Here is a 26,018-nt window from a genome sequence, read left to right as displayed (position 1 = left end):
CCTGAAAATGAAAACGGCGACCCTGGGGCCGCCGTTTTCCGTTCGTTGCAAGGCTTTATTTCTTCTTGCGCACGTACAGGACCAGGTTATGGTCCACCAGCTCGAAGCCGCGTTCCTTGACGATTTCCTTCTGGCGCTTCTCGATCTCGCTGTCCATGAACTCGATGACTTCGCCGGTATCCACGCAGACCATGTGGTCGTGGTGGCCGCTATCGGCCAGCTCGAACACGGCGTGGCCACCGTCGAAGTTGTGGCGCACCACCAGGCCGGCTGCCTCGAATTGGGTCAGCACGCGGTACACGGTGGCCAGGCCGACATCCTCGCCAGCCTCCATCAGCGCCTTGTAGACGTCCTCGGCGCTCATGTGGCGTTGCTCGGCGGAATCGAGCATCTGCAGGATCTTGACGCGCGGCAGGGTGACTTTCAGGCCGGCCTTGCGCAGTTCGCTATTTTCAACCATGTGTGCTTTCTCGGCGCGGAATGCTTCGCAGCATCCTTCAATGCGGGTATGATCGGGGTTTCGTCGCCCAGCCAAGATAGTGGAAGTCACCCCCCGATGCAAAACACCAAGCTCATGCTGACCAGTCTCGCATTCGCAATGGGACTAGCCGCACTCGCCGGTTGTTCGTTCCCGGGGGTCTACAAGATCGACATCCAGCAAGGCAACGTCGTAACACAAGACATGATAGACCAACTGAAGCCGGGAATGACCCGTCGGCAGGTGCGTTTCATCATGGGCAACCCGCTGATCGTGGATACCTTCCACCCCGACCGCTGGGACTACCTCTACAGCATCCAGCCCGGCGGCGGCCAGCGCCAGCAGGAGCGCGTCAGCCTGATGTTCAACGGCAACGACCAGCTGATCGGCCTGAACGGCGACTTCCGCCCGGGCGTCAGCCGCGACGAGGCCATCCTCGGCAAGGAAACCACCCCCGCCTCGCCCGAGCAGCCGCAGCAGCAGAAGCCGGAGCAGCCCAGGGAAGAGCCGGCCAAGCCGGGCTCGGTGGAAGAACAGCTGCAGCGCGAAGTCGACGAGGCCAAGCCGGTCGCCGTGCCCACGCCGGAACCGCTGGAAACCAACCCGCAGTAACCCGCGTACCCATGAAAAAAGCCCGGCATCGACCGGGCTTTTTCATGTCCACGTGTTTCGCTCAGCCCTTGCTGGCCCTGGCGCGGGCGGCGCGCTGCTTGCGCACCTCCTTGGGGTCGGCGATCAGCGGCCGGTAGATTTCCACCCGCTCGCCCTCTTCCAGCACCCGCCCGTCCGGATCGGCGACCGCCTTGCCGAAGATGCCCAGCGGGCTGTTGAGCACGTCCAGCTCGGGGAACTGCGCGGCGATGCCGGACAGCCTCACCGCCTCGCGCACCCGCGTGCCGCAGGGCACGCTCAGGCGCAGCAGGCGCTGGCGCTCGGGCAGCGCGCAGACCACCTCGATGGCGATGCTGCGCCCTTCAGCCATACAGCTGCTTGGCGCGCTGGCAGAAGGCGTCGACCATGGTGTTGGCCGCCTGGGTGAACAGTGGGCCGAGGGTCGCCTTGACCAGGGCGCCGGCGTAGTCGAAGGTCAGGTCCAGGGTGATCTTGCAGGCCTTGTCGCCCAGGGCCTTGAAGGTCCACACGCCATGCAGCTCGGAGAACGGGCCGTCCTCGAGGTTCATCTCGATGCTCTGCCCGGGCACCAGCACGTTGCGCGTGCTGAAGCGCTGCGACAGGTTGCCCTTGGCCACACTGAGCTCGGCGCGCATCGCCGTTTCGCTTGCTTCCAGCACCTTGCTCGCCGAGCACCAGGGCAGGAACTCCGGGTAGCGCGCCACATCGTTGACCAGGTCGTACAGCGCCTTCGCGGGATAGGGCAGCAGGGCCGAACGCTGGATATGCGTGCTCATAGAGGTCTCGCTTCTTCAGTGGAAGGGCGCCAGCGGCTCCAGGGCGATCCGGCGTCCCTCTGTGCAAAAAAACAGCGCGCATTCTCCGAGATTAGCCACGCCCTCTCAAGCGCGCATCCCGCCGCACCCGCAAATGCGTCCGCGTCGCACACCGACTTCGGCATCGCGGAATCCAAAGACAGCCATTCCCCCGATGGCGGCGCGGCGAGCGACTCCCTATAATGCGCCGCCTATGGCTAAACAGAAGAAACACCCCCAGGGGACCATCGCGCAGAACAAGAAGGCTCTGCACGACTACTTCATCGAGCAACGCTTCGAGGCGGGCATCGCCCTGGCCGGCTGGGAGGTCAAGAGCCTGCGCGCCGGCAAGGCCCAACTGGTCGACAGCTACGTCCTGCTCAAGGATGGCGAGGCCTGGCTGCTGGGCAGCCACATCACCCCGCTGACCACCGCCAGCACCCACGTGATCGCCGACCCGGTGCGCACGCGCAAGCTGCTGCTGCACAAGCGCGAGCTGGGCAAGCTGTTCGGCGCGGTGCAGCAGAAGGGCTACGCCTGCGTGGCGCTGTCGATGTACTGGAAGAAGCACCTGATCAAGTGCGAGATCGCCCTGGCCAAGGGCAAGAAGGAATACGACAAGCGCGACACCGAGAAGGAACGCGATTCCAATCGCGAGATCCAGCGCGCGATGCGGCACGGCAAGGAAGACTGAAAGCGGCTGCAGGCGGCAGGCGGCAGGTAAGAGCCGCTCTTGCCTGTGGCCTGCAGCCTGTAGCCTGTAGCCTGTAGCCTGTAGCCGCTCTTAAACCCCCAACCTGCGCTGCGCCCGCTGCAGGCGTCGCGCCTCGTCCTGCGCCTCCTCCAGCACTTCCCGCACATAGGAAATGTGCCGGTGGGATATCTCCCGCGCCTCTTCCGCGCGGCCCTGCATGATCGCCTCGTACAGCTCGCGGTGCTGGCTCATCAGCTGCTCGCGGGTTTCCGCGCGCTGGGCGTACATGCCGCCGATGTTGGTCACCACGTTGTGCTTGAGCAGGTCGAACAGGCCGCGGATGGTGTGCAGCAGCACGGTGTTGTGGCTGGCCTCGGCGATGGCCAGATGGAAGCTGGCGTCGGCCGCCCCCTCCTCGTCGCTGACCTTGTCGTTGTGCTGGTAGCAGGCCTGCAGCGTCTCGAAGGCGCTGGTCAGGCGCTGGTGGTCCACCTCGGTGGCGCGTAGCGCGGCGTAGTAGGCGCAGGAGCCCTCCAGGGTGTGGCGGAACTCCAGCAGGTCGCGCTGCGCCTCGGGATTGGTCTCCAGCAGGTGCAGCAGCGGGTCGCTGAAGGTCGAGCCCAGGGCCTGCGCGACGTAGTTGCCGCCGCCCTGGCGGCTGACCAGCAGCCCCTTGGCCACCAGTTTCTGGATCGCCTCGCGCAGCGACGGCCGCGACACGCCGAACTGCTCCGCCAGCAGGCGCTCGGCCGGCAGGCGCTCGCCCGCCTTGAGCGTGCCCTCGAGGATCATCGCCTCGAGGCGCTCGACGATATCGTCCGACAAGCGGCGCTGCCGTACCTGATTGAAAGCCATCTTTTCCCCACCTCTCTGCCCGCCTGGCGGAAGGCCCCGTTCCACAGGCGCGGCAGCCTAACCAGCGGCGCCGGCCACAACAAGCCCGGCGATCGCCTGGATCGCCCGGTCCGACAAAAGTTGTAGCCCCGCAAATTGACAGGCTACAGGGATGCTTTTACTCTGAGCGCTCGCTTTTGTAAATTGGTATTACCAATTTTGCGAGATACGCCGAGACGGTCGTCCGCCTGCCGCCAACCCTCGCCGGGGCGGCGCAAAACCCACGACACGGCGCAACACCAGACTCCAATCAAAAAACAATTAGGAGCCAAAACAGCATGCAAACCTGGCAGCAGATCTATACCCCGCTCGGCAGCCTCGGCCTGTCCGCGCTGGTCGCCGTGATCCCGATCGTCTTCTTCTTCCTCGCCCTCGCCGTGTTCCGCCTCAAGGGCCACGTCGCCGGCACCATCACCCTGATCCTCTCCATCGTCGTCGCCATCGCCGCCTACGGCATGCCGGTCGGCAAGGCCCTGGGCGCCGCGTTCTACGGCTTCCTCTACGGCCTCTGGCCGATCGCCTGGATCATCGTCGCGGCGGTGTTCCTGTACAAACTGACGGTGAAGAGCGGGCAGTTCGAGATCATCCGCAGCTCGGTCCTGTCGATCACCTCCGACCAACGCCTGCAGGTGCTGCTGATCGGTTTCTCGTTCGGCGCCTTCCTCGAAGGCGCGGCCGGCTTCGGCGCCCCGGTGGCGATCACTGCCGCCCTGCTCGTCGGCCTGGGCTTCAACCCGCTGTACGCCGCCGGCCTGTGCCTGATCGCCAACACCGCGCCGGTGGCCTTCGGCGCCCTGGGCATCCCGATCATCGTCGCCGGCCAGGTCTCGGGCATCGACGCCTTCAAGATCGGCGCCATGGCCGGCCGCCAGCTGCCGCTGCTGTCGCTGCTGGTGCCCTTCTGGCTGGTGTTCATGATGGATGGCCTCAAGGGCGTGAAGGAAACCTGGCCGGCCGCCCTGGTCGCCGGCGGCAGCTTCGCCATCAGCCAGTACTTCACCTCCAACTTCATCGGCCCGGAACTGCCGGACATCACCTCCGCGCTCATCAGCCTGGTGTGCCTGACGCTGTTCCTGAAGGTCTGGCAGCCGGCCGGCGCCGCTGAAGTGGTCGGCGTTTCCGGCGGCGCCGCCGTCGCCGGCGGTGGCGGTGCCCCGCGCGCCGAGCCCTCGCCCTACAGCGTCGGCGAGATCGTCAAGGCCTGGTCGCCGTTCCTGGTGCTCACCGTGCTGGTCACCATCTGGACGCTGAAGCCGTTCAAGGCCATGTTCCTGCCCGGCGGCGCGCTCTACAGCCTGGTGTTCAACTTCCCGATCCCCGGCCTTGACCAGCTGGTGTTCAAGGGCCCGCCGATCGCCGCGGCCGCCACCGCCCTGCCGGCGGTGTTCAAGTTCGACCCGCTGGCCGCCACCGGCACCGCGATCCTGCTTTCCGCGATCGTCTCCATGTTCATCCTGCGCATCGCTGCGAAAACTGGTCTGACCACTTTCAAGGAAACCCTGGTCGAGCTGAAGTGGCCGGTGCTGTCCATCGGCATGGTGCTGGCCTTCGCCTTCGTCACCAACTTCTCCGGCATGTCCACCACCCTGGCCCTGGTCCTGGCCGGCACCGGCGCGGCCTTCCCGTTCTTCTCGCCGTTCCTCGGCTGGCTGGGCGTGTTCCTGACCGGCTCGGACACCTCGTCCAACGCGCTGTTCGGCGCCCTGCAGGGCACCACCGCGCACCAGATCGGCGTCAACGACACCCTGCTGGTGGCCGCCAACACCACCGGCGGCGTGACCGGCAAGATGATCTCGCCGCAATCCATCGCCGTGGCCTGCGCCGCCACCGGCATGGTCGGCAAGGAATCCGACCTGTTCCGCTTCACCCTGAAGCACAGCCTGCTGTTCGCCGCGGTGATCGGCGTGATCACCCTGCTGCAGGCCTATGTCTTCACCGGCATGCTCGTTCACTAAGCTGTACCTGCCGGGCCCCTGCGCTACGGGGCCCGGCCTTCACCGTCCACCTCAACCGGTGCCCTGCCAGATGATCATTTCCGCCTCCACCGACTACCGCGCCGCGGCCCAACGCAAGATTCCGCCCTTCCTGTTCCACTACGCCGACGGCGGCGCCTACGCCGAGCACACGCTGCGCCGCAACGTGGCGGACCTCTCGGACATCGCCCTGCGCCAGCGCGTGCTGAAGAACATGTCCGAGCTGAGCCTGGAAACCCGGCTGTTCAACGAGACCCTGGCGATGCCGGTGGCCCTGGCCCCGGTCGGCCTGACCGGCATGTACGCCCGCCGCGGCGAGGTGCAGGCGGCGCGCGCCGCGGCCTCCAAGGGCGTGCCCTTCACCCTGTCGACCGTCTCGGTGTGCCCGATCGAGGAAGTGGCGCCGGCCATCGACCGGCCCATGTGGTTCCAGCTCTATGTGCTGAAGGACCGCGGATTCATGAAGAACGCCCTGGAGCGGGCCAAGGCCGCCGGCTGCTCGACCCTGGTGTTCACCGTGGACATGCCGGTGCCCGGCGCCCGCTACCGCGACGCCCACTCCGGCATGAGCGGCCCGAACGCGCCGCTGCGGCGCATGTGGCAGGCCATGACCCACCCGCAGTGGGCGCTGGACGTCGGCCTGCTGGGCCGCCCCCACGACCTGGGCAACATCTCCAGGTACCGCGGCAACCCCACGGGCCTGGCCGACTACATCGGCTGGCTGGGCGCCAACTTCGACCCGTCGATTTCCTGGAAGGACCTGGAGTGGATCCGCGACTTCTGGGAAGGCCCGATGGTGATCAAGGGCATCCTCGACCCGGAAGACGCCAGGGACGCGGTGAAATTCGGCGCCGACGGCATAGTCGTGTCCAACCACGGCGGCCGCCAGCTCGACGGCGTGCTGTCCAGCGCCCGCGCCCTGCCGGCCATCGCCGACGCAGTGAAGGGCGACCTGACCATCCTCGCCGACTCCGGCATCCGCAACGGCCTGGACGTGGTCCGCATGATCGCCCTGGGCGCCGACAGCGTGCTGCTCGGCCGCGCCTTCCTCTACGCCCTGGCGGTGGATGGCGAGGCCGGCGTGCGCAACCTGCTGGAGCTGATCGAGAAGGAAATGCGCGTGGCCATGGTGCTCACCGGCGCCAAGTCGATCAGCGAAATCACCCGCGACTCGCTGGTGCGCGAACTCGGCGCCTGAAGGCGCCCCCCTGTAGGAGCGAGCTTGCTCGCGAACCTGCCCAGCGCCGAGCCCGCCGGGTTCGCGAGCAAGCTCGCTCCTACAAAAGAACGTGCCCCCCGCGCGTTCGACCCAAAAGAACACCGATGGGCCGTCCAGCGGTCCACGCTCACCGATGATGACTGGAGCCGCCATGAGCCTGCCCGCCGCGTTCCTCGACACGGTCGAACACCTGATCCCCCGCGAGCGCCGCTTCGACGACCCGCTCTCGACCCTGGCCTTCGGCACCGACGCCAGCTTCTACCGGCTGATCCCCAAGCTGGTGATCCGCGTGGAGAGCGAAGACGAGGTGCGCACCCTGCTGCGCGCCGCCCACGCCCAGCAGGTGGCGGTGACCTTCCGCGCCGCCGGCACCAGCCTCTCCGGGCAGGCGGTCAGCGACTCTGTGCTGCTGGTGCTGGGCGACAACTGGAACGGCCGCGACATCCGTGGCGGCGGCGAGCGGATCCGCCTGCAACCCGGGGTGGTCGGCGCCCAGGCCAACGCCTGGCTGGCGCCCTTCGGCCGCAAGATCGGCCCCGACCCGGCCTCGATCAACGCCTGCAAGATCGGCGGCATCGTCGCCAACAACGCCAGCGGCATGTGCTGCGGCACCGCGCAGAACAGCTACAACACCCTGGCCGGCCTGCGCCTGGTGCTGGCCGACGGCAGCCTGCTGGACAGCGAGGACCCGGCCAGCGTCGAGGCCTTCCAGGCCAGCCATGGCGACATCCTCGAAGGCCTGGCCGAGCTGGGCCGGCAGACCCGCGCCAACACCGAGCTGGCAGCGAAGATCCGCCACAAGTACCGGCTGAAGAACACCACCGGCTTCTCCCTCAACGCCCTGGTGGACTACGACCAGCCGCTGGACATCCTTACCCACCTGATGGTCGGCTCCGAGGGCACCCTGGGCTTCATCAGCGCAGTGACCTACGACACCGTGCCCGACCACCCGCACAAGGCCAGCGCGCTCATCGTCTTCCCCGACGTGGAAACCTGCTGCAAGGCCGTGCCGGTGCTCAAGCAGCAGCCGGTGTCCGCCGTGGAGCTGCTGGACCGCCGCAGCCTGCGCTCGGTGGAGAACATGCAGGGCATGCCGGCGTGGGTGAAGAGCCTGTCCGCCGGCGCCTGCGCGCTGCTCATCGAATCCCGCGCGGCCACCCAGACGCTGCTGCACGAACAACTGGCGCAGATCATGGCCTCCATCGCCGAATTCCCGGTGGAGAAGCAGGTCGACTTCAGCGAAGACCCGCTGGTCTACAACCAGCTCTGGCGCATCCGCAAGGACACCTTCCCGGCGGTGGGCGCGGTGCGCGAGACCGGCACCACGGTGATAATCGAGGACGTCACCTTCCCCGTCGAACAGCTGGCCGAGGGCGTCAACCGGTTGATCGAGCTGTTCGACAGGCACGGCTACGACGAGGCGATCCTCTTCGGCCACGCGCTGGAGGGCAACCTGCACTTCGTCTTCACCCAGGGCTTCGACTCGCCCGAGCAGGTGGCGCGCTACTCGGCCTTCATGGACGACGTGGCGCACCTGGTGGCGGTGGAGTACGGCGGCTCGCTGAAGGCCGAGCACGGCACCGGGCGCAACATGGCGCCCTTCGTCGAGCTGGAATGGGGCCACGACGCCTACCAGCTGATGTGGCAGCTCAAGCGCCTGCTGGACCCCCAGGGCATCCTCAACCCCGGGGTGATCCTCACCGACGACCCGCAACTGCACCTGAAGAACCTCAAGCCGCTGCCGGCCGCCGACGCGATCGTCGACAAGTGCATCGAATGCGGCTTCTGCGAGCCGGTGTGCCCGTCCAGGGGCCTGACCCTCAGCCCGCGCCAGCGCATCGTCATGTGGCGCGACATCCAGGCCAGGCGCCGCAGCGGCGCCGACACCACGCAACTGGAGCGCGACTACCAGTACCAGGGCATCGACACCTGCGCCGCCACCGGCCTGTGCGCCCAGCGCTGCCCGGTGAACATCAACACCGGCGAGCTGGTGAAGAAACTGCGCGGCGAGCAGGCCCGCCACGCCGGCACCGCCACCTGGCTGGCGCGCAACTTCGCCACGGCGATGAAGGGCACGCGCTTCATGCTCCACGCGGCCAACGGCGCGCGCATGCTGCTTGGCGCGCCGCGCCTGGCCAGCCTCAGCGCGTCCATCAGCCACGCCAGCAAGAGCCGCGTGCCCCAGTGGACGCCGGCCATGCCGCAGCCAGTGCGCTTCACCGCGCCGCAGGCGGCCGCCGATATCGACAAACCGCGGGTGGTCTACCTGACCGCCTGCGTGTCCCGCGCCATGGGCCCGGCGGCCGGCGACGAGGAGCAGGTGCCGCTGATCGACAAGACCCGCCAGCTGCTGGAGAAGGCCGGCTACCAGGTGGTGTTCCCGGACAACGCCGACAACCTCTGCTGCGGCCAGCCGTTCGCCTCAAAGGGCTACAAACAGCAGGCCGATGACAAGCGCGACGAATTGCTGGCCGCGCTGTTGCAGGCCAGCCGCGGCGGGCTCGACCCGATCTACTGCGACACCAGCCCCTGCACCCTGCGCCTGGTCCAGGACCTGGCCGACAGCCGGCTGCGGATCTACGACCCGGTGAAGTTCATCCGCACCCACCTGGTCGACCGCCTGGACTTCCAGCCGCTGGACAAGCCGGTGGCGGTGCACGTCACCTGCAGCACCCAGCACCTGGGCGAAAGCCAGGCGCTGATCGACCTGGTGCGCCGCTGCGCCCGGGAAGTGGTGGTCCCCGAGGGCATCCACTGCTGCGGCTTCGCCGGCGACAAGGGCTTCACCACCCCGGAACTCAACGCCCACTCGCTGCGCAGCCTGAAGGACGCGGTGCAGTACTGCGACGAAGGCGTGTCCACCAGCCGTACCTGCGAGATAGGCCTGAGCGCCCACGGCGGCATCGACTACCACGGGGTGGTCTACCTGGTGGACCGGGTAACCCGACCTCGCGCACAGGCATAGGAGCAACTGTCTATTGAAAACAGCGGACTCCGCCCGCGATTCACGTAGGGCGAATAACCGTTCGCGGTTATCCGCCGTTGCCCCGGCACACAACAACCCGGCGAGCTCCCGTAGGATGGGTTGAGCGAAGCGATACCCATCGCCACCACTAACCGCCCCTGCCACCTTTCCGCTCCTACAGGAAACACCTCCCCTCGCCTTAACCCCACGTTAAGCGAGCCCTGCCAGCCTCTGCCGCGAAACCGCCGCTGCGGCTATCCTGCTGCGGATGGCCGCGGCGGCACCACGCGAAAAGGGGGCGAACATGAGAATCCTGCTGGCTGAAGACGACCCGCTGCTGGGCGACGGCATCCGCGCCGGGCTGGGCCTGGAAGGCGATACCGTGGACTGGGTGACCGACGGCGTGGCCGCCGACCAGGCCCTGGCCACCGACGAATTCGACCTGCTGGTGCTCGACCTCGGCCTGCCGCGCCGCGACGGCATGGAGGTGCTGCGCGGCCTGCGCCGGCGCGGCGACATGACGCCGGTGCTGATCCTCACCGCCCGCGACAAGGTCGCCGACCGCGTGGCCGGCCTGGACGCCGGCGCCGACGACTACCTGAGCAAGCCCTTCGACCTCGACGAACTGCTGGCCCGCGTGCGCGCCCTCACCCGCCGCCACACCGGCCGCGCCCAGCCGGTGCTGGAACACGGCGAGCTGCGCCTGGACCCGGCCACCCACCAGGTCAGCCTGGGCGGCGAGGCGGTGGAGCTGGCCCCGCGCGAATACGCCCTGCTGCGCCTGCTGCTGGAACAGCGCGGCAAGGTGCTCTCGCGCACCCGGCTGGTGGAAGCCCTGTACGGCTGGGACGGCGAGCTGGAAAGCAACGCCATCGAAGTCCACGTGCACCACCTGCGGCGCAAGCTGGGCAACGAGCTGATCCGCACCGTGCGCGGCATCGGCTACGGCATCGACCGCCCGGCCAAGGACGCGCCTTGAGCGCCACGCCCGGGCGCACGCGCCGCGCCGGCTCGCTGAGCCGGCGCCTGCTGCTGCTGCTGATCGGCGGCGTGAGCCTGTGCTGGGTGCTGGCCGGCACCCTCACCTACCACCTCGCCTCGCGGCAGGTGGACCGCCTCTACGACGAGGACATGATCGACTTCGGCGAGGCCGCCCTGCGCCTGGTGGACGTCGCCGGCGGCCAGGGCGAGCTGATCGCCCGCAGCCGCAAGGCCATCGAGGGGCTGCCGCTGGTCAGGCGCGAATCCGCCCTGGGCTACAGCCTCTGGTACCAGGGCCAGCCGCTGTTCGCCACGGCGGGCCTGCCCTCCGGCCTGGAGGCCCTGGAGACCGGCTTCTCCGAGATCAGCCACGGCGGCATCACCTGGCGCGTCCTGCAGTTGAGCACCCGCGACGAGAACGCGCGCATCTGGGTGGTGGAGAACCTCCACCACCGCAGCCACACCCTGCGCCTGCTGCTGCTCAGCGCGCTCTTCCCGCTGCTGCTGGCCCTGCCGCTGCTGGCCCTGCTGGTGTGGTTCGGCGTCAACAACGGCCTGGCGCCGCTGCGCATCCTCACTGCGCAACTGCACCAGCGCGGCGCCCACAGCCTGCAGCCCCTGGCGCTGAACCGGGCGCCGGTGGAAGTGCACAGCCTGGTCAACGAACTCAACCTGCTGCTCGAACGCCTGGGCACCGCCATGGAGGCCGAGCGCCGCCTCACCAGCGACGCCGCCCACGAAATCCGCACGCCCCTGGCCAGCCTGCGCACCCACGCCCAGGTGGCGCTGCGCTCCTCCGACCCGGCGGTGCTCGCCCATGGCCTGCAGCAGGTCAGCCGCAGCGTCGAGCGCATCGGCACGCTGATGGAGCAGATCCTCCTGCTGGCGCGCCTGGACAACGAGGAACTGCACGAAACCTTCACCCGCGTCGACCTCGGCCAGCTCAGCGAGGAAACCATCGCCGAGCTGGCCCCCCAGGCCATCGACAAGGGCATCGAGCTGACACTGGAGAACCAGGGCGCCGAGGTCATGGGCGTGGCGGTGTGGCTGGGCATCATGCTCGGCAACCTGGTGGGCAACGCCCTGCGCTACACCCCCGAGGGCGGCCGCGTGGAAGTGCGCCTGGGCACCGAGGGCACCCAGGTGCAGCTGTGGGTGCTGGACTCCGGCCCCGGCGTGGCCGCCGCCGAGCAGGCCGCCATCTTCACCCGCTTCTACCGCAGCCCCGGCGTCGCCTCCGGCAGCGGCGGCAGCGGCCTGGGCCTGCCCATCGTCAAGCGCGTGGTGGAAATCCACCAGGGCCGCATCAGCCTGCACCCGGGCCTGGACGGCCGCGGCCTGGGCGTGCGGGTGGAACTGCCGTCCGCGCAACTTTCCTGAACCCGGCACGGCCACCGCAGTCCACCGTACAGGCCCCGCTCGCCTGGCGAGTCGCCGCCTGCGTCATGTTCAGCCGTACAGGTACCGCATCATGAAAACCACCATCCTGTTCATCAGTGCCGCGCTGCTCGCGTCGCCGGTGTTCGCCGCCGACCGCTGCAGCGACAACCTGCAGCGGATCGACGAGAGCATGCAGAGCACCAACAGCAGCGACAGCGTGCAGGAGCAGGCCATGCGTCTTCAGGAGAAAGCTGCCCAGGCCCAGGAACAAGGCAATACCCAGGCCTGCGTCGCCATGACCGAGAAAGCCCTGAAACTGCTGAAGGCCTCGTCCAGCAGCTGACCCGCCCCGCGTGGGGCGCCATGCGTCATAAGCCGGGCTGAGGGCCCGTCATTCGCGAGGCCCCGGTTCGTTCCGGGGCCCCGCTTCATCCCTAAGATGGAGCGATTCCACGCCAGAAGAACGACAAGCGGAATCGCCCATGCCCACCACCTGCCTGCTGATCGCCAACCGTGGCGAGATCGCCATCCGCATCGCCCGCGCCGCCGCCGAACTCGGCATCCGCAGCGTCGCCGTCTTCGCCGAGGACGACGCCGCCTCGCTGCACACCCGCCAGGCCGACCAGGCCGTGCCCCTGCGCGGGCGTGGCGCCGCCGCCTACCTGGACATCGCCCAGCTGATCGAAGTGGCCCTGGCCCAGGGCTGCGATGCCGTGCACCCCGGCTATGGCTTCCTTTCCGAGAACGCCGGGTTCGCCCGCCGCTGCGAAGCGGCCGGCCTGCGCTTCGTCGGCCCCGACGCCGAAGTCCTGGAGCAGTTGGGCGACAAGGCCCGCGCCCGCGAGCTGGCCAGCCAGCACGGCGTGGCCCTGGCCGCCGGCACCAACCGCGCCACCAGCCTGGAGGAAGCCGGGCGCTTCTTCGCCCAGCTGCCCGGCGGCGCCGGCATGATGATCAAGGCCCTGGCCGGCGGCGGCGGGCGCGGCATGCGCGCGGTGCGCCGGCGCGAGGACATCGCCGAAGCCTATGCGCGCTGCCAGTCGGAAGCCCGCGCGGCCTTCGGCAACGACGCGCTCTACGTCGAGCGCCTGGTGGAGCACGCCCGGCACATCGAAATCCAGGTCATCGGCGACGGCAGCGGCCAGGTGAGCCACCTGTGGGAACGCGACTGCAGCCTGCAGCGGCGCAACCAGAAGCTGCTGGAGATCGCCCCCAGCCCCGGCCTGCACCCGCGCCTGCGCGGCGCCATCGCCAGCGCCGCGGTGCGCCTGGCCGAAGCGGTGCGCTACCGCGGCCTGGGCACCTTCGAATTCCTCCTCGACGAGGACAGCGGCGACTTCCTGTTCATGGAAGCCAATCCGCGCCTGCAGGTGGAACACACCATCACCGAGGCCATCACCGGCATCGACCTGGTCCAGGCCCAGTTGCGCCTCGCCGCCGGCGCCAGCCTGGCCGAACTGGGTTTGCAACAGGCAGATATCCCCGCCCCGCGCGGCTTCGCCCTGCAACTGCGGATCAACCTGGAAAGCCTGGCCGCCGACGGCACCCCGCAACCGGCCAGCGGCGTATTGGCCGCCTACCAGCCGCCCAGCGGCCCCGGCCTGCGGGTGGACGGCTACGGCTACCCCGGCTACCGCACCGGCGCCGGCTACGACTCGCTGCTGGCCAAGCTGATCGTCCAGGCGGCGGATTATCCACAGGCCCTGCGCAAGGCCTACCGCGCACTCTGCGAGTTCCGCATCGAAGGCGTGGCCAACAACATCCCGCTGCTGCTCAACCTGCTGCACCGCCCGGAACTGGCGGGCAACCAGGTGAGCACCCGCTTCATCGAGAGCCACCTGGCGGAGCTGCTTGCCGGCGGCGAGCACCCGCACCGCTGGCTGGGCAGCGTCGGCGGCGAACAGGCCACGCGCAGCCACGCGGCACCGCCCGGCTGCCTCGCCCTGAACGCCCCCGGCGCCGGCGTGCTGGTCAGCCTGCTGGCCGCCCCCGGCGACGCCGTGGCCAGCGGCCAGGTGATCGCCATCGTCGAAGCCATGAAGATGGAATTCGAGGTCAAGGCCAGCGCCAGCGGCATCGTCCACAGCCTGGCCGCCGAGCCGGGCGACAGCCTCGACGAAGGCGCGCCGCTGCTGTTCGTCGAGCCGGCGGAAGTGGCCGCGCTGGACGAAGGCCAGGCCAGCGAGCTGGACCTCGGACACATCCGCGCCGACCTCGCCGAAGTCCTCGAACGCCATGCCATCGGCCTCGACGAGCGGCGCCCGGAAGCCATCGCCAAGCGCCACGCCGCCGGCAAGCGCAGCGCCCGGGAAAACCTCGCCGACCTGCTGGATGCCGGCAGCTTCATCGAGTACGGCGCCCTGGCCATCGCCGCGCAACGGCGGCGGCGCAGCCTGGAGGAACTGCAGGCGATCAGCCCGGCCGACGGCCTGGTCACCGGCCTGGGCAGCGTCAATGCCGCGCAGTTCGGCGAGGAGGCCGCGCGCTGCCTGGCCATCGCCTACGACTACACGGTGTTCGCCGGCACCCAGGGGGTGATGAACCACAAGAAGAGCGACCGCATGCTGCAACTCGCCGAGCAGTGGCGCATCCCGCTGGTGCTCTACGCCGAAGGTGGCGGCGGGCGCCCTGGCGACAGCGACTACCTGGGCGTGGCCGGGCTGGACTGCGCCACCTTCATGGGCATGGCGAAGCTCTCCGGGCTGGTGCCGCTGGTGGGCGTGGTTTCCGGCCGCTGCTTCGCCGGCAACGCCGCGCTGCTCGGCTGCTGCGACGTGATCATCGCCACCCGCGACAGCAGCATCGGCATGGCCGGCCCGGCGATGATCGAGGGCGGCGGCCTGGGCCGCTACGCCGCCGAGGAAGTCGGGCCGAGCAGCGTACAGGGCCCCAACGGCGTGATCGACGTGCTGGTGGCGGACGAGGCCGAGGCCACGCGCATCGCCCGCCAGTACCTGTCCTACTTCCAGGGCGAGGTCGCCGACTGGCAATGCGCGGACCAGCGCCACCTGCGCCACGCCGTGCCGGAGAACCGCCTGCGCGCCTACGACATGCGCCAGGTCATCGCCACCCTGGCCGACGAAGGCTCGGTGCTGGAGCTGCGCCGGCAGTTCGCCCCGGGCATGATCACCGCGCTGGTGCGCATCGAAGGCAAGCCCTTCGGCCTGATCGCCAACAACCCCGCGCACCTGGGCGGCGCCATCGACGCCGTGGCCGGCGACAAGGCCGCGCGCTTCATGCAACTGTGCGACGCCTTCGACCTGCCGATGCTGTCGCTGTGCGACACCCCAGGCTTCATGGTCGGCCCGGAGGCCGAGAAACAAGGCACGGTGCGCCACGTCTCGCGCATGTTCGTCACCGCCGCCAGCCTGAGCGTGCCCTTCTTCACCGTGGTGCTGCGCAAGGGCTATGGCCTGGGCGCCATGGCCATGGCCGCCGGCAGCTTCCACGCCTCGCTGTTCACCATCGCCTGGCCCAGCGGCGAGTTCGGCGCCATGGGCCTGGAGGGCGCGGTGCGGCTGGGCTACGCCAAGGAGCTGGCGGCCATGGAGGACGCCGGGGAGCGGCAGAAGCTGTTCGACAAGATGGTCGCTGCGGCCTATCGCCACGGCAAGGGGCTGAACATGGCCAGCTTCCTGGAGATCGACGACGTCATCGACCCGGCCGAGACGCGCCGCTGGCTGCTGCGTGGCCTGGCGTCGACGCCGAAAGCGGCGAAACGCGCCGGCAAGAAGCGCCCTTTGATCGACACATGGTGAAACAGGCCCTTGAGCGCGCCGGGCAATCCGCTAGAATGCCCGGCGTCATTGGGGAGTAGCCGCCCGTCCGGGAACACCGGCGGGGACCACGTCAACATCCTTGGCCGGCAGGCCATGGCGTGGCCAGCGCACAGCCTGGCAAGACCTTTGACCATGCAACCTCCGCAACGGCCGGGGAGGCGCATGGTCATGGGTACTACACCGGCCGGGAGTTCCACCGTGATGCACCGCCTCCGTCCCGTGTCGCCCTCCACCCGCGAGGAGCGCGCCCCATGCTGACCTTCGCCCTCGAACTGCTCGGCATGCTGCTGCTCATCCTGGTCGCCGCCGAACTCTTCACCAACGCCCTGGAACACCTGGGCGAGCGCCTGGGCATCTCCGAAGGCGTCACCGGCTCGCTGTTCGCCGCCATCGGCACCGCCCTGCCGGAAACCCTGGTGCCGCTGCTGGCGCTGGTCGCCGGCACCAGCAACGTGTCGCTGAACGAAGAAGTGGGCGTGGGCGCCATCCTCGGCGCGCCGCTGATGCTCTCCACCCTGTCCACCTGCCTGATGGCCTGCTTCGTCCTCCGTGGCCGCGGCCTGCGCGGGCGCCTGGTGCCCGAGCGCAGCGGCCTGCTGCGCGACCTCAACTTCTTCCTCCTGGCCTTCTGCCTGGCCACGGTGGCGATGTTCGTGCCCTCGCAGCTGCACAGCTACCGCATCGGCCTGAGCGTGCTGCTGGTGCTCACCTACATCGGCTACATCACCCTCACCCTGCGCGCCTCCCGCGACCTGGTGGAGGACGGCCACGGCACCGCGGCGGAAAACCCCATGTGGCTGTCGCGCATCGGCCTGCCGACCAACATCGTCACCATAGTCGCGCAACTGGCCCTGGGCCTGGCCCTGCTGGTGCTCGGCGCCAAGGGCTTCATCCACGGCGTGGAAGGCCTGTCCAGCCTGCTCGGCATCTCCGCCCTGCTGCTCTCGCTGCTGATCATCCCCATCGCCACCGAGCTGCCGGAGAAGGTCAACAGCATCCTCTGGGTGCGCCGCGGCAAGGACACCCTGGCCTTCGGCAACATCACCGGCGCCATGGTCTTCCAGGGCACCCTGCTGCCGGCCATCGGCATCCTGCTGACGCCCTGGCAGCCGCGCATCGAAGTGCTCACCGGCGTGCTGGTGACCCTCGGCGCGGCGCTCTGGCTGCGCCTCAACGCCCGCCACGACGGCATCGCCGCCTGGGTGCTGCTGGGCAACGGCGCGCTCTACGTCGCCTACCTGGCCATCACCCTCGGCCGCTGAACGCCGCGCCGCAGCGTGCAAGCCGCGGCGCAGCGCCTAAACTGACGGTTCCGCCAGGCGCCCGGCCGGCGCCTGCCGTCACACCGCTGCATGCAAGGAGAGGCCATGAAGATCCTGGTAGTGCTCACATCCCACGACCAACTGGGCGACACCGGCAAGAAAACCGGCTTCTGGCTGGAGGAATTCGCCGCGCCCTACTACGTGTTCAAGGACGCCGGCGCCGAGTTGGCGCTCGCCTCGCCCAAGGGCGGCCAGCCGCCGCTGGACCCCAAGAGCGACGAGCCCGACGCCCAGACCCCGGCCACCGAGCGCTTCCGCAAGGACCCCGAGGCCCAGGCCGCCCTGGCCAGCACCCGCAGGCTGGCCGAGGTGAACGAAGCCGACTACGACGCCATCTTCTACCCCGGCGGCCACGGCCCCCTGTGGGACCTGGCCGAGGACAGGCACTCCATCGCCCTGATCGAAGCCTTCGCCCACGCCGGCAAGCCGGTGGCCACCGTCTGCCACGCCCCCGGCGTGCTGCGCCACGCCAGGAACGGCGACGGCAAGCCGCTGGTCGAGGGCCGCCACGTCACCGGCTTCTCCAACAGCGAGGAAGAAGCCGTGGGCCTGACCGCCGTGGTGCCCTTCCTGGTGCAGACCGAACTCAAGGCCAAGGGCGGCCGCTACAGCAAGGCCGACGACTGGCAGAGCCACGTGGAAGTGGACCGCCTGCTGATCACCGGGCAGAACCCCGCCTCCAGCGAAGCGGTGGCCGAAGCCGTGCTGAAACTCCTGGGCTGACAGGCACTTGCAAGCCCCCCGGTGGACGCGCCGGGGGCTTTGCCGTACACTGGCTGCGACCTTTACGGGTTTTGGGGCCGATTAGGATTCGACGCCGGTAACAAAACTTGAGGGGCATGCCGAGTAGGTGACAGTTCTCGTAAATCCGCTGCCACAATTCATAGTTGCCAACGACGACAACTACGCTCTGGCCGCCTAAGGGCGCCAGCAGACCCTAGGGGATGCCTGTAAACCCGAAGATTAGGTCTGTCAGATAGAACAGGATCGCCGCCAAGTTCGCTGTAGACGTAACGGCTAAAACTCATACAGCTCGCTCCAAGCGCCCTGCCACTCGGGCCGCGCGGAGTTAACTCAGTAGAGATGGCTAAGCATGTAGAACCGATAGCGGAGAGCTGGCGGACGGGGGTTCAAATCCCCCCGGCTCCACCAAACAGACAGATCAGGCACTTGGCGACTCACGCAAGTGCCTTTTTTGTGCCTGCTCGATCGCTGGCAGCCTTCCCCTCCTTCGCCCCAGCGTCTCCCGCCTATTTCCCACACACCGAAATTCTCTCCTTGCCGCGAGGCTGCGCAGCGAAAAGCCTACGTAGGTCGACTAGGCAGATACCGGCAATGCTCCGGCTCGGTAGTACGCCAGCCCCGATCCACTCGGCTACTAGGTCATCAGGCAAAACGCACATCCGGCCAAAAGCCTCGATGGTGCATAGATCGAGATTCAGGTCTGGTTGGCTCATAGCACTCCCCCCTGTGGGCTTTCTTCCATCTCCATGGCTTTTTGCTGCACTATTCGGGCGTGATTCAGCGGCGCCGGGCTCCTCAACCCAGAAGGCTTACCTCATCCGTTTTTGTAATATACGAAAAGCACAGAGGTATTTGTATATTACAAATGTAAAATACCATTTCGCATGGATTCGATAGACGACCGAGTGAGAGCGCTTGTCGACAGGACAGGCCTGGACGAACTGGTGAAGCGCACCGAGATCAGCGGCACCCGCTGGCGAACAGTTCGCTACGACAAGCGAACCCGGATCAGCACCCAGGAGGTGGAAGCACTGGTGCGCCTGTATCCGCAGTACGCGCTTTGGCTAGCGAGTGGGCAGGTGGCGCCTGAGGTTGGGCAGACGAGGCCGGATGGCGATGAGTTTGGGCGGGGTGATTGAGCTATGGGGGCTGCGGGAACTAAGGTAAAAAATCTATCCCTTTTCCCTCATGACAACCCCATGTGCCAAGTAACCAATCGGCCCCCTCACCATGAACTCCTTCACGATAGGAATAAACGACAACGAACAGCTCACCCTCACAGTTCTTGGCTATGAGCGCTCGCCAGTGGGTGATTTTTTTGATGACAACTGGCTGCTTTGTGAGGTTTCGATCCGTGCTGGAGCTTTCCGGGGTAAGTTCCGAGCGAATCTTCTCACGTCAGAGCTCGAAGAGTTGCATCGCGAACTGCGCATCTTGCATGGCGGCCTTCAAGGGAACTACACCTTTGAGCCGTTGGAAGGTCAGTTGATACTCCGAATTTCCTGCAACAATCTGGGCCATTTCCAAATCAACGGCGAAGCCATGGACCAAGCCGGGATTGGTCACAGGCTCGTCTTCAAATTCTCCCTTGATCAAACCTATTTGTGCTCAGCTCTGGGAGAGCTCTCAAACTTAATCCAGGCATTCCCTGTTCGTACCTAAGCGCCTTCGCCTCCATGGTGCTCAGTTCGGTTTCAGACGTCACTCCCCAGAGGCCTTCTTCCACCTCCATGGCCGTTGCTGCACTATGGTCATTTCTGAATGCTCATGGAGGATGGCCGATGAATCTCGCCGCGAAAGTCACAGGAATACTCTCCACCGCACTTCTTCTTTCCGCTTGCCAAAGCGGACCGCCGCCCGCACCTAAAACCGAAGTGGCAACGCAGCAGTTCACCCTGACTAAATGGCTGCAAGTCAGCTTCTGCACCGACGGTAGCAACACCATCGGCAACAGGCTCGTCCATGGCCGTCTATGTTCGAAGACGCAGAAATACGATGTATTCGGCGGGCCGGTGATCGAATTGGCCGGCGCACAGGGATTCGTTGGTTCTCTCTCGCCACAGGACGCAACCAAAGGCTATTCCGTTGTGGACGGCGGCATCACCTACACACTCAAATGCGAGCCTCTTCCCAAGCGAGAAGCCAATGCTGATGGCACTATCGGCGACTCTTATCACTGCGCGTTCGATGCCAATGAACTGCCCTTGATCCGGGTGGATATCACTTACCCCTCATAGAGAGGACGGACTTAGAGCGGCCCGGCCTGCAACTTCAGCCCGCACTCAATTCACGACAGACAGCCTGTAACTGCCTCAGATACGGCGCGAATCGTGCCGAAGCCTGTGGCTATCGCGGACAAAGTCCTACACCACTGGCTGGCGTAGATTTTCGTAGGAGCGAGCTTGCTCGCGAACCGCATGGCACCGCGTTTGTTCGCGAGCAAGCTCGCTCCTACGAAGAGCATCTCGGCGCAGGCCGCAAGACAGTTGCTCCCACAGATGCAGGAGAAACGCCGTCGTAGGATGGGTTGAGCGAAGCGATACCCATCGCCACGGCCGCACGGAAAAGGGGGATTAACTTTCTATATTCCACTCTCTTTTCCACCATCCGCACCTTTCCCAAATCAAGTATCCAGATCGATACCAAGCCGCTAACAAACCACGCTAAAGGTTTCCCTACAAAGGCCGCCATGTCGGGTATCCATCACGATCCGGAGCCTTCCGATGTCCAGCATCTCGTCCGTCAGCAACATGAATCTCCGCTTCACCACCTCATCCAGTTCATCCACCGCCACCTCGTCGACGAGTGACGACAGCAGCACTGCTTCTAGTGCAACGAGTTCGTCCCAAACCAATACGAGCGGTTTGGCGCAGGCCGGTGGCGCGGGTGGTGCTGGAGGGAGCAGCACTTCCAGCAGCACCTCCGACAGCACGCTGGAGAAGCTCAAGGAGGCGGTGGAACAGGCGCAAAAGGAACTGCAGGAAGCCGAACAGGAACTTGCCAAGGTCAGCGAGGGCGGCGGCAACCAGACCGAGGAGGAGAAGCAGGCCCGCCAGGTGCAGGAGCAAGCTGCCCGGGCGCGTGTCGCGACCGCCAGCGCAGCGGTGGCAAGCGCCTATGCCGCCTACTCCGAGGCATTGACGGAATCTGGCAGCAGCACTAGTGGAACCGGGGTGAACACCACGGCTTGAAACGAAAAAGGATGGCTCTGGACTCCACGTTGTGCGCTGTCGACCCACCTTGGCGACATCGAGCCCCCTTCCAGCCACCGGTGACTCTGCGCCGGAACACGAATCACCATGATGCGGCTTCCAATCAGTCTCTCTTCGCCCCAATGACCAGCCTGCACCAGGCCTCCTCGTCTCGGGCAAGTAGACTTCCCTGCCGAATAGAGGAACCCGGGGCCTGCGGCTATCGCGGACGGAGTCCGCTTCTACACGGGAATGGCGTGGACGGGGTGGCGTAGGGCGAGTAACCGTTCGCGGTTATCCGCCGTCGGCCGGGATGCCGGTGTCCGGGAATGGTGGCGGATAACGCCGTAGGCGTTATGCGCCCTACGGGGATGGCGTGGTGCAGGAGCGGGACGGTGTTCTTCTCGGGCAAAAAAAAACCGCCCCTGGCGGAGCGGCTGGAAGGACGTTGAATTGAGCAATCACGATTTAATCAACGTCAGGAGCAGGGATTCGGGAATAACCGCTGTACGGCGGGCCGAATCAGATGGGTAATACGTTAACGACCAGCCGGCTTCAGATAAATTCCCTGTCCTGGGAAACACCTTCAGCGAAAACGTAACAATCTGCGGGGAACTCTTGGGGAAGCTGCTTTTATCGCGCGGCAACTTCCCCAAGAGAGCGGCGCGTCAGAGAATCGACAGCGGGTAGTCGACGATCAGCCGCAGTTCGTTGTTGTCGGCCTCGGCCTGGTCGGCGTTGCCGCGGTGGAAGGCCTGGCGCAGGCGCAAGGACAGGTCCTTGGCCGGGCCGGACTGGACCACGTACTTGGCTTCCACGTCGGTCTCGTGGTGGCTGCCGTCGCTGCCGTAGCCGTAGCCGCGGTACGGGCTGTCGCTGGCCATGTGCTCGCCGTCGATGTTGGTGCCGTTGATGTAGCGGGCCATGAAGCTCAGGCCGGGTACGCCGTAGGTGTCCATCGCCAGGTCGTAGCGCGCCTGCCAGCTGCGCTCGCCCGGGCCGTTGAAGTCGGAGTACTGCACCGAGTTGGCCAGGAAGATGGAGTCGCCGGCGGCGCCCGCGCCGTTGTCGCCGAAGCCCACGTAGTCGAACGGGGTGTCGCCCTGCACCTTCTGGAAGGCCAGGGTCAGGGTGTGCGCCTGCAGGAACGAGTAGGCGGTGGCGAACGACCAGGCGGTGTTGTCGATGCGGCCGGCCTTGGCCTGGCCGTAGTCGTTGGTGCGGTAGATGTTGAAGTCGAAGCCCAGCGACTGGTCGCCGCCCAGCGCCAGGGTGTAGTTGGCGTTGCCGTAGTACTGGCGCCAGATGTCTTCCAGCTCGGCGGCGTAGAGCGACACGCTCAGGTCCGGGGTGATGGCGTAGCGGCCGCCGACGAAGTCGGCGCTGTCGGCCTCGACGTTGGCGTAGGTGGCCCAGATGCCGCCGGTGTGGCTGGTGGTCACCGGGCTGGTGCCGGCGGTGTAGTGGCCGGCCTCCAGGTCCAGGCCCTGCAGCTCGCTGCTCATCAGGGCGAAGCCCTTGGCGGTCTGCGGCATCAGGCGGGTGCCGCCGGCGGCGAAGACCGGGGCGGTGGGCTGCATGTCGCCGAATTTCAGCTCGGTCTTGGAGACACGCACCTTCAGCGCGCCGCCGGCCTTGCCGTAGTCGTCTTCCGGGTTGCCGTGGCGGTCCACCGGCAGGTTGCCGGTTTCGGCGGTGCCGGAGCCGCCGTCGAGCTTGATGCCCAGGTAGCCGTAGGCGTCGACGCCGAAGCCGACGGTGCCCTGGGTGTAGCCGGAGCTGTAGGTGGCAAAGATGCCCTGGGTCCAGTCGCGCTGGTCGCTGTCGCCGTTCTTGCCGTCATGGTTGTAGTAGAAGTTGCGCAGCAGCAGGTCGAGGTGGCTGTCCTCGAGGAAGCCCTTGGCGTCGGCCTGGTCGCTGACGAAGGGTTCGGCATGGGCCAGTTGCATGGCGGCGGTGGAAACGGCGAGCACGAGCATGCTGCGTTTGAGGTGCTTCATGGAGTTGCCCCTTGAGTCTTGGAGTGCCGGCCAGTGGCAAGCGTGATGGCCAGCTTTTCTTGTAGGCAGGAACAAATGTTCAGCCACGCGTAACAGTCATGGCCGAGCGAATGTATGTTTCTGTAGTGGAAGTACTTCCGCGCCCCGCTCTATTCCCCTGGCGGAGTGGGGACATGATGCCGGATCGAAGGGCTATTTGAATCCGGATATAGGCAAAGGTCTTTTAACAAAAATGTAATAGTGGTAGCGCACTACTGCATCGAGGCAAGGACCGAGGACCGGTCTCAACCCAGGCCGAAGACTTCCAGTTGCCGCCGCAGGCGCCAGTCCATCACCTGGGCGGCGCCCATCGGGCGGCCGAAGTGGTAGCCCTGGGCGATGTCGCAGCCCAGCCGCGCCAGGGCGGCGGCCGTGGCCGCGTCCTCGACGCCCTCGGCCACCACCTGCATGCCGAAGTTGTGGCCCAGGGCGATGGTCGACTGCACGATCATGGCGTCGGAGAAGTTGTCGGCCATGCCGGAGACGAAGGTGCGGTCGATCTTCAGCACCTGCACCGGCAGGCGCTTGAGGTAGGCCAGGGACGAGTAGCCGGTGCCGAAGTCGTCGATCGACAGCGTCACCTCCAGGTCGCGGATCGCCTGCAGGCTGCGCAGGGCCAGCTCCGGGTCCTCCAGCAGGGTACCTTCGGTGACTTCCAGCTCGACCATGGAGCCGGCGATGCCGTGGCGCGCCAGCAGGCCCTGCAGCTCGCTGACGAAGTGCGGGTTGCGCAGGTTGTTGGCGCTGATGTTCACCGCCATGCAGGTTTCCAGGCCGTGCTCGCTCCAGGCCCGTAGCTGGCGCAGGGCCTCGTCCAGCACCCAGCGGGTGAGCGGGTGGATCAGCTCGGTGGACTCGGCCATGGGGATGAATTCGCCGGGCGGGATCATGCCGCGCTCGGGGTGCTGCCAGCGCAGCAGGGCCTCGAAGCCGACCACCTGGCCGTCGGCCAGGCGCACCTTGGGCTGGTAGTGCAGCTGCAGCCCGCCCTCGCGGATCGCCCGCCCCAGCCAGGTGTGCAGGGCCAGGCGTTCGGGGGTGTAGGTGTCGTCGCAGCGCTGGTACAGGAGGAAGTCGCGGCGGCCGTGCTTGGCCTGGTACATGGCGATGTCGGCGCAGCGCAGCAGGTCGCCGGGGGTGTCGCCGTGGTCGGGGTAGAGGGCCACGCCGATGCTGGCCGACAGCTCCAGCTGGATGCCGCCGGCGGACAGCGGCTGGCGCAGGATGCGCGCGATGCCCTGGCACAACCCCGGCACGCCGCCCTCGTCGTCCAGGGCGCAGCTGACCACCGCCATCTCGTCGCCGCCCAGGCGGGCGATCTCCGCCTCCTGGGTCCGCAGCCAGGCGCCCAGGCGCGCGCCGACCTGCTGCAGGACGCTGTCGCCGTGCTGGTGGCCGAGGGTGTCGTTGACTTCCTTGAAGCGGTTCATGTCCAGCAGCAGGATGCCGAAGCGCCCGTCGCCGCGGGCGATGCGCTGCTCGATGTGGCGGCCGAGCCAGTAGCGGTTGGGCAGGCCGGTGAGCGAGTCGTGGTTGGCCAGGTACTCCTGCTCGGCGAGGTAGCGCTTGCGTTCGGTGATGTCGTGCAGCACCAGCAGCAACAGGGTGTTCTGCTGCCAGCTGAAGCGCGTGGCGTGCGCCTCGCAGTCGAACGGCAGGTAGGTATCGCGGCGCAGGAACTGCCACTCGCTGTCCACCTCGTGCAGCTCGCCGCTGAGCAGGCCCTCGAGGTTGGCGCGGCTGGCGACCAGCGACAGGCGCCCGTCCGGCTGGCGCTCCGGCGACAGTTCCGAGGGCAGCAGGCCGACCAGGCGGTCCGGCGTGTCGACGCCGAACATGCGCGCGGCGCACTCATTGGCGGCGCGCACCCGGCCGTCCACGCCGATCAGCAGCACGCCGTCGTTGATGTTGGTGAACAGCTGGCGATAGAAGCGCCCGTTCTGGCTGATCTCGCCGATCAGCCGGCGCAGCTGCCAGGCCGACAGGCCCAGGGCCAGGGCGCAGATGGCCAGCAGCACCGCGCTGAAGCCGGCGCGCTTGAGCCAGGGCAGCAGGTAGCTGGCCGAGGCCTGGCCGACCACGGCGTGGATCGGGAAGCTCGCCGAGGGCGCGTCGGCGAACAGCGACGGCTCGCCGGTGATGCCCAGGCCCTCGACCAGGGCGAAGTCCGGGCGGCCCAGGCGCGGGAACAGCGGCGACCACTCCGGCAGGCGCCGGCCGATCATGTTCAGGGCGTCGGGGGTGCGGTAGAGCACGGTGCCGGAGTTGTCGATCATGCCGGCGTTCATCTGCTCGGCCAGGCCCAGGCGGCGCAGCAGGTCGCCGACGCGGGCGGTGTCGATCAGCGCGCCGACGCGCTGGGTGCGGCCGTCGGCGCCGCGCTGGCCGACGTACATCGGCAACAGGAAGCCGCCATTGGGGCCGCGCAGCGTGTGGCCGAAGGCCGGGCGCTCGCTGGCCGGCAGGTCGCCCAGGGCGAGCAGCGGGCGCAGGTGTTCCTCGGCCGGCTGGCCGTGGCCGTCCACGGCGTAGAGGTGGCCGTCGCGCAGGACGAACAGGTAGGTCGACACCGGGTCGTAGCGCATCGCCTGCGCCAGCTTGTCGCGCACCTGCCGGGCGTCGGCGCGCTCGGCCAGGCCCTGCAGGTCCTCCGACACCGCGTAGATGCTGCCGTAGCTCTGCAGCAGCAGCGCGCTGATGTAGCCCTCCAGGGAGCGGGCCAGGGCGGACAGGTTCTGCCGCACCTGGTCGGTGCTGCTGCGGTAGTCGCGGTACACGCTCCAGCCGCTCAGCCCGACCAGCAGGGTGAGCACCAGCAGCACGCCGGCATAGAAGAGCACGCCGATGCGCTGTCGGCGCGAGCCTCCCCGGGCGTGGGTGAAGACATCGAAGTTGCTGGTCATGTAGATCCGTCTGTGACTGCAGCGGGAGT

At 67.2% G+C, this 26,018-nt stretch carries 21 protein-coding genes, 1 other RNA gene and 1 riboswitch; of the genes, 16 read left to right on the top strand and 6 right to left on the bottom strand.

Annotated elements, in window-relative coordinates; all coding sequences use genetic code 11:
- Positions 1-55 precede the first annotated feature (55 nt).
- Complete coding sequence (fur, locus tag CHC02_RS04010) at positions 56-460, bottom strand: ferric iron uptake transcriptional regulator (protein WP_009613072.1); 405 nt, start codon at positions 458-460, stop codon at positions 56-58.
- A gap of 96 nt (positions 461-556) precedes the next feature.
- Between fur and CHC02_RS04005 the strand changes: the two genes are divergently transcribed.
- Positions 557-1,090, top strand: a complete 534-nt coding sequence (locus CHC02_RS04005; protein WP_089390220.1) for an outer membrane protein assembly factor BamE — start codon at positions 557-559, stop codon at positions 1,088-1,090.
- Between the two features lie 61 nt (positions 1,091-1,151).
- On the opposite strand, the gene CHC02_RS04000 is transcribed toward CHC02_RS04005, so the two are convergent.
- Together CHC02_RS04000 and CHC02_RS03995 are read right to left on the bottom strand one after the other, a co-directional pair.
- On the bottom strand, positions 1,152-1,460 hold the full coding sequence (locus CHC02_RS04000; protein WP_089390219.1) for an RnfH family protein: 309 nt from the start codon (positions 1,458-1,460) through the stop codon (positions 1,152-1,154).
- Positions 1,453-1,887, bottom strand: coding sequence for a type II toxin-antitoxin system RatA family toxin (locus CHC02_RS03995; RefSeq protein ID WP_058488394.1), 435 nt, complete (start codon positions 1,885-1,887; stop codon positions 1,453-1,455). Before CHC02_RS03995 ends, CHC02_RS04000 begins: the two co-directional genes overlap by 8 nt.
- A 232-nt stretch (positions 1,888-2,119) precedes the next feature.
- Here CHC02_RS03995 and smpB point away from each other — a divergent pair, with 232 nt between their 5' ends.
- Entirely contained in the window at positions 2,120-2,599 is a 480-nt protein-coding gene (smpB, locus tag CHC02_RS03990; RefSeq protein WP_089390218.1) for an SsrA-binding protein SmpB, read from the top strand.
- A gap of 90 nt (positions 2,600-2,689) precedes the next feature.
- On the opposite strand, the gene CHC02_RS03985 is transcribed toward smpB, so the two are convergent.
- The gene (locus CHC02_RS03985) at positions 2,690-3,454 is read right to left on the bottom strand and encodes an FCD domain-containing protein (RefSeq protein WP_089390217.1); all 765 of its coding nucleotides are present in this window, start codon (positions 3,452-3,454) and stop codon (positions 2,690-2,692) included.
- Positions 3,455-3,771: 317 nt separating this feature from the next.
- Between CHC02_RS03985 and CHC02_RS03980 the strand changes: the two genes are divergently transcribed.
- The 14 genes from CHC02_RS03980 to CHC02_RS03915 all read left to right on the top strand — a co-directional run bounded on the left by CHC02_RS03980 (position 3,772) and on the right by CHC02_RS03915 (position 21,047).
- Positions 3,772-5,448, top strand: coding sequence for a lactate permease LctP family transporter (locus CHC02_RS03980; protein WP_089390216.1), 1,677 nt, complete (start codon positions 3,772-3,774; stop codon positions 5,446-5,448).
- A 70-nt stretch (positions 5,449-5,518) separates the two neighbouring features.
- Positions 5,519-6,664, top strand: a complete 1,146-nt coding sequence (gene lldD, locus CHC02_RS03975) for an FMN-dependent L-lactate dehydrogenase LldD (RefSeq protein WP_089390215.1) — start codon at positions 5,519-5,521, stop codon at positions 6,662-6,664.
- A 172-nt stretch (positions 6,665-6,836) separates the two neighbouring features.
- Complete coding sequence (locus CHC02_RS03970) at positions 6,837-9,650, top strand: FAD-binding and (Fe-S)-binding domain-containing protein (RefSeq protein ID WP_089390214.1); 2,814 nt, start codon at positions 6,837-6,839, stop codon at positions 9,648-9,650.
- 304 nt (positions 9,651-9,954) lie between these two features.
- On the top strand, positions 9,955-10,629 hold the full coding sequence (locus CHC02_RS03965; RefSeq protein ID WP_089390213.1) for a response regulator: 675 nt from the start codon (positions 9,955-9,957) through the stop codon (positions 10,627-10,629).
- Positions 10,626-12,011 carry a sensor histidine kinase gene (locus CHC02_RS03960; protein ID WP_089390212.1) on the top strand — a complete coding sequence of 462 codons (1,386 nt, stop codon included), beginning with the start codon at positions 10,626-10,628 and terminating at the stop codon, positions 12,009-12,011. The genes CHC02_RS03965 and CHC02_RS03960 overlap by 4 nt, the downstream gene beginning before the upstream one ends.
- A gap of 91 nt (positions 12,012-12,102) precedes the next feature.
- Complete coding sequence (locus tag CHC02_RS03955; RefSeq protein WP_009613086.1) at positions 12,103-12,354, top strand: hypothetical protein; 252 nt, start codon at positions 12,103-12,105, stop codon at positions 12,352-12,354.
- Between the two features lie 139 nt (positions 12,355-12,493).
- Positions 12,494-15,769 (top strand): acetyl-CoA carboxylase family protein, encoded by a 3,276-nt coding sequence (locus tag CHC02_RS03950; RefSeq protein ID WP_089390211.1) that lies wholly within the window; start codon positions 12,494-12,496, stop codon positions 15,767-15,769.
- Between the two features lie 38 nt (positions 15,770-15,807).
- A riboswitch (yybP-ykoY riboswitch) is annotated at positions 15,808-15,983 on the top strand.
- A gap of 58 nt (positions 15,984-16,041) precedes the next feature.
- Entirely contained in the window at positions 16,042-17,052 is a 1,011-nt protein-coding gene (locus CHC02_RS03945) for a sodium:calcium antiporter (protein ID WP_089390210.1), read from the top strand.
- A 105-nt stretch (positions 17,053-17,157) separates the two neighbouring features.
- A complete protein-coding gene (locus tag CHC02_RS03940; RefSeq protein WP_089390209.1) occupies positions 17,158-17,835 on the top strand; it encodes a type 1 glutamine amidotransferase domain-containing protein in 678 nt (225 codons plus the stop codon).
- Between the two features lie 73 nt (positions 17,836-17,908).
- Positions 17,909-18,264, top strand: a transfer-messenger RNA (tmRNA) gene (ssrA, locus tag CHC02_RS03935).
- Positions 18,265-18,740: 476 nt separating this feature from the next.
- Positions 18,741-18,995 (top strand): hypothetical protein, encoded by a 255-nt coding sequence (locus CHC02_RS30470; protein ID WP_089390207.1) that lies wholly within the window; start codon positions 18,741-18,743, stop codon positions 18,993-18,995.
- Positions 18,996-19,086: 91 nt separating this feature from the next.
- Entirely contained in the window at positions 19,087-19,518 is a 432-nt protein-coding gene (locus CHC02_RS29840) for a WapI family immunity protein (protein WP_139210165.1), read from the top strand.
- Positions 19,519-19,637: 119 nt separating this feature from the next.
- A complete protein-coding gene (locus CHC02_RS29835) occupies positions 19,638-20,093 on the top strand; it encodes a hypothetical protein (RefSeq protein ID WP_139210166.1) in 456 nt (151 codons plus the stop codon).
- A gap of 486 nt (positions 20,094-20,579) precedes the next feature.
- Positions 20,580-21,047 (top strand): hypothetical protein, encoded by a 468-nt coding sequence (locus CHC02_RS03915; protein ID WP_139210167.1) that lies wholly within the window; start codon positions 20,580-20,582, stop codon positions 21,045-21,047.
- 668 nt (positions 21,048-21,715) lie between these two features.
- Here CHC02_RS03915 and CHC02_RS03910 read toward each other — a convergent pair.
- Together CHC02_RS03910 and CHC02_RS03905 are read right to left on the bottom strand one after the other, a co-directional pair.
- Entirely contained in the window at positions 21,716-23,047 is a 1,332-nt protein-coding gene (locus CHC02_RS03910) for an OprD family porin (RefSeq protein WP_089390204.1), read from the bottom strand.
- A 284-nt stretch (positions 23,048-23,331) separates the two neighbouring features.
- Entirely contained in the window at positions 23,332-25,989 is a 2,658-nt protein-coding gene (locus tag CHC02_RS03905) for a bifunctional diguanylate cyclase/phosphodiesterase (protein ID WP_167364768.1), read from the bottom strand.
- Positions 25,990-26,018 lie beyond the last annotated feature (29 nt).

Source organism: Pseudomonas delhiensis, from assembly GCF_900187975.1.
Taxonomy (GTDB): Bacteria; Pseudomonadota; Gammaproteobacteria; order Pseudomonadales; family Pseudomonadaceae; genus Pseudomonas; species Pseudomonas delhiensis.
The sequence above is the reverse complement of the archived record's forward strand: the minus strand, read 5'-3'. Positions and strand labels throughout refer to the sequence as shown.

Bases quoted from the DNA above. Each gene is read 5' to 3' on its own strand.
- CHC02_RS29835 (WP_139210166.1), top strand. From the start codon at position 19,638: ATGAATCTCGCCGCGAAAGTCACAGGAATACTCTCCACCGCACTTCTT.
- CHC02_RS03945 (WP_089390210.1), top strand. From the start codon at position 16,042: ATGCTGACCTTCGCCCTCGAACTGCTCGGCATGCTGCTGCTCATCCTG.
- CHC02_RS29840 (WP_139210165.1), top strand. From the start codon at position 19,087: ATGAACTCCTTCACGATAGGAATAAACGACAACGAACAGCTCACCCTC.
- CHC02_RS03955 (WP_009613086.1), top strand. From the start codon at position 12,103: ATGAAAACCACCATCCTGTTCATCAGTGCCGCGCTGCTCGCGTCGCCG.
- CHC02_RS04005 (WP_089390220.1), top strand. From the start codon at position 557: ATGCAAAACACCAAGCTCATGCTGACCAGTCTCGCATTCGCAATGGGA.
- smpB (WP_089390218.1), top strand. From the start codon at position 2,120: ATGGCTAAACAGAAGAAACACCCCCAGGGGACCATCGCGCAGAACAAG.
- CHC02_RS03910 (WP_089390204.1), bottom strand. From the start codon at position 23,047: ATGAAGCACCTCAAACGCAGCATGCTCGTGCTCGCCGTTTCCACCGCC.
- CHC02_RS03950 (WP_089390211.1), top strand. From the start codon at position 12,494: ATGCCCACCACCTGCCTGCTGATCGCCAACCGTGGCGAGATCGCCATC.
- CHC02_RS04000 (WP_089390219.1), bottom strand. From the start codon at position 1,460: ATGGCTGAAGGGCGCAGCATCGCCATCGAGGTGGTCTGCGCGCTGCCC.
- CHC02_RS03940 (WP_089390209.1), top strand. From the start codon at position 17,158: ATGAAGATCCTGGTAGTGCTCACATCCCACGACCAACTGGGCGACACC.
- CHC02_RS30470 (WP_089390207.1), top strand. From the start codon at position 18,741: ATGGATTCGATAGACGACCGAGTGAGAGCGCTTGTCGACAGGACAGGC.
- CHC02_RS03915 (WP_139210167.1), top strand. From the start codon at position 20,580: ATGTCCAGCATCTCGTCCGTCAGCAACATGAATCTCCGCTTCACCACC.
- CHC02_RS03970 (WP_089390214.1), top strand. From the start codon at position 6,837: ATGAGCCTGCCCGCCGCGTTCCTCGACACGGTCGAACACCTGATCCCC.
- CHC02_RS03995 (WP_058488394.1), bottom strand. From the start codon at position 1,887: ATGAGCACGCATATCCAGCGTTCGGCCCTGCTGCCCTATCCCGCGAAG.
- fur (WP_009613072.1), bottom strand. From the start codon at position 460: ATGGTTGAAAATAGCGAACTGCGCAAGGCCGGCCTGAAAGTCACCCTG.
- CHC02_RS03905 (WP_167364768.1), bottom strand. From the start codon at position 25,989: ATGACCAGCAACTTCGATGTCTTCACCCACGCCCGGGGAGGCTCGCGC.
- lldD (WP_089390215.1), top strand. From the start codon at position 5,519: ATGATCATTTCCGCCTCCACCGACTACCGCGCCGCGGCCCAACGCAAG.
- CHC02_RS03980 (WP_089390216.1), top strand. From the start codon at position 3,772: ATGCAAACCTGGCAGCAGATCTATACCCCGCTCGGCAGCCTCGGCCTG.
- CHC02_RS03985 (WP_089390217.1), bottom strand. From the start codon at position 3,454: ATGGCTTTCAATCAGGTACGGCAGCGCCGCTTGTCGGACGATATCGTC.
- CHC02_RS03965 (WP_089390213.1), top strand. From the start codon at position 9,955: ATGAGAATCCTGCTGGCTGAAGACGACCCGCTGCTGGGCGACGGCATC.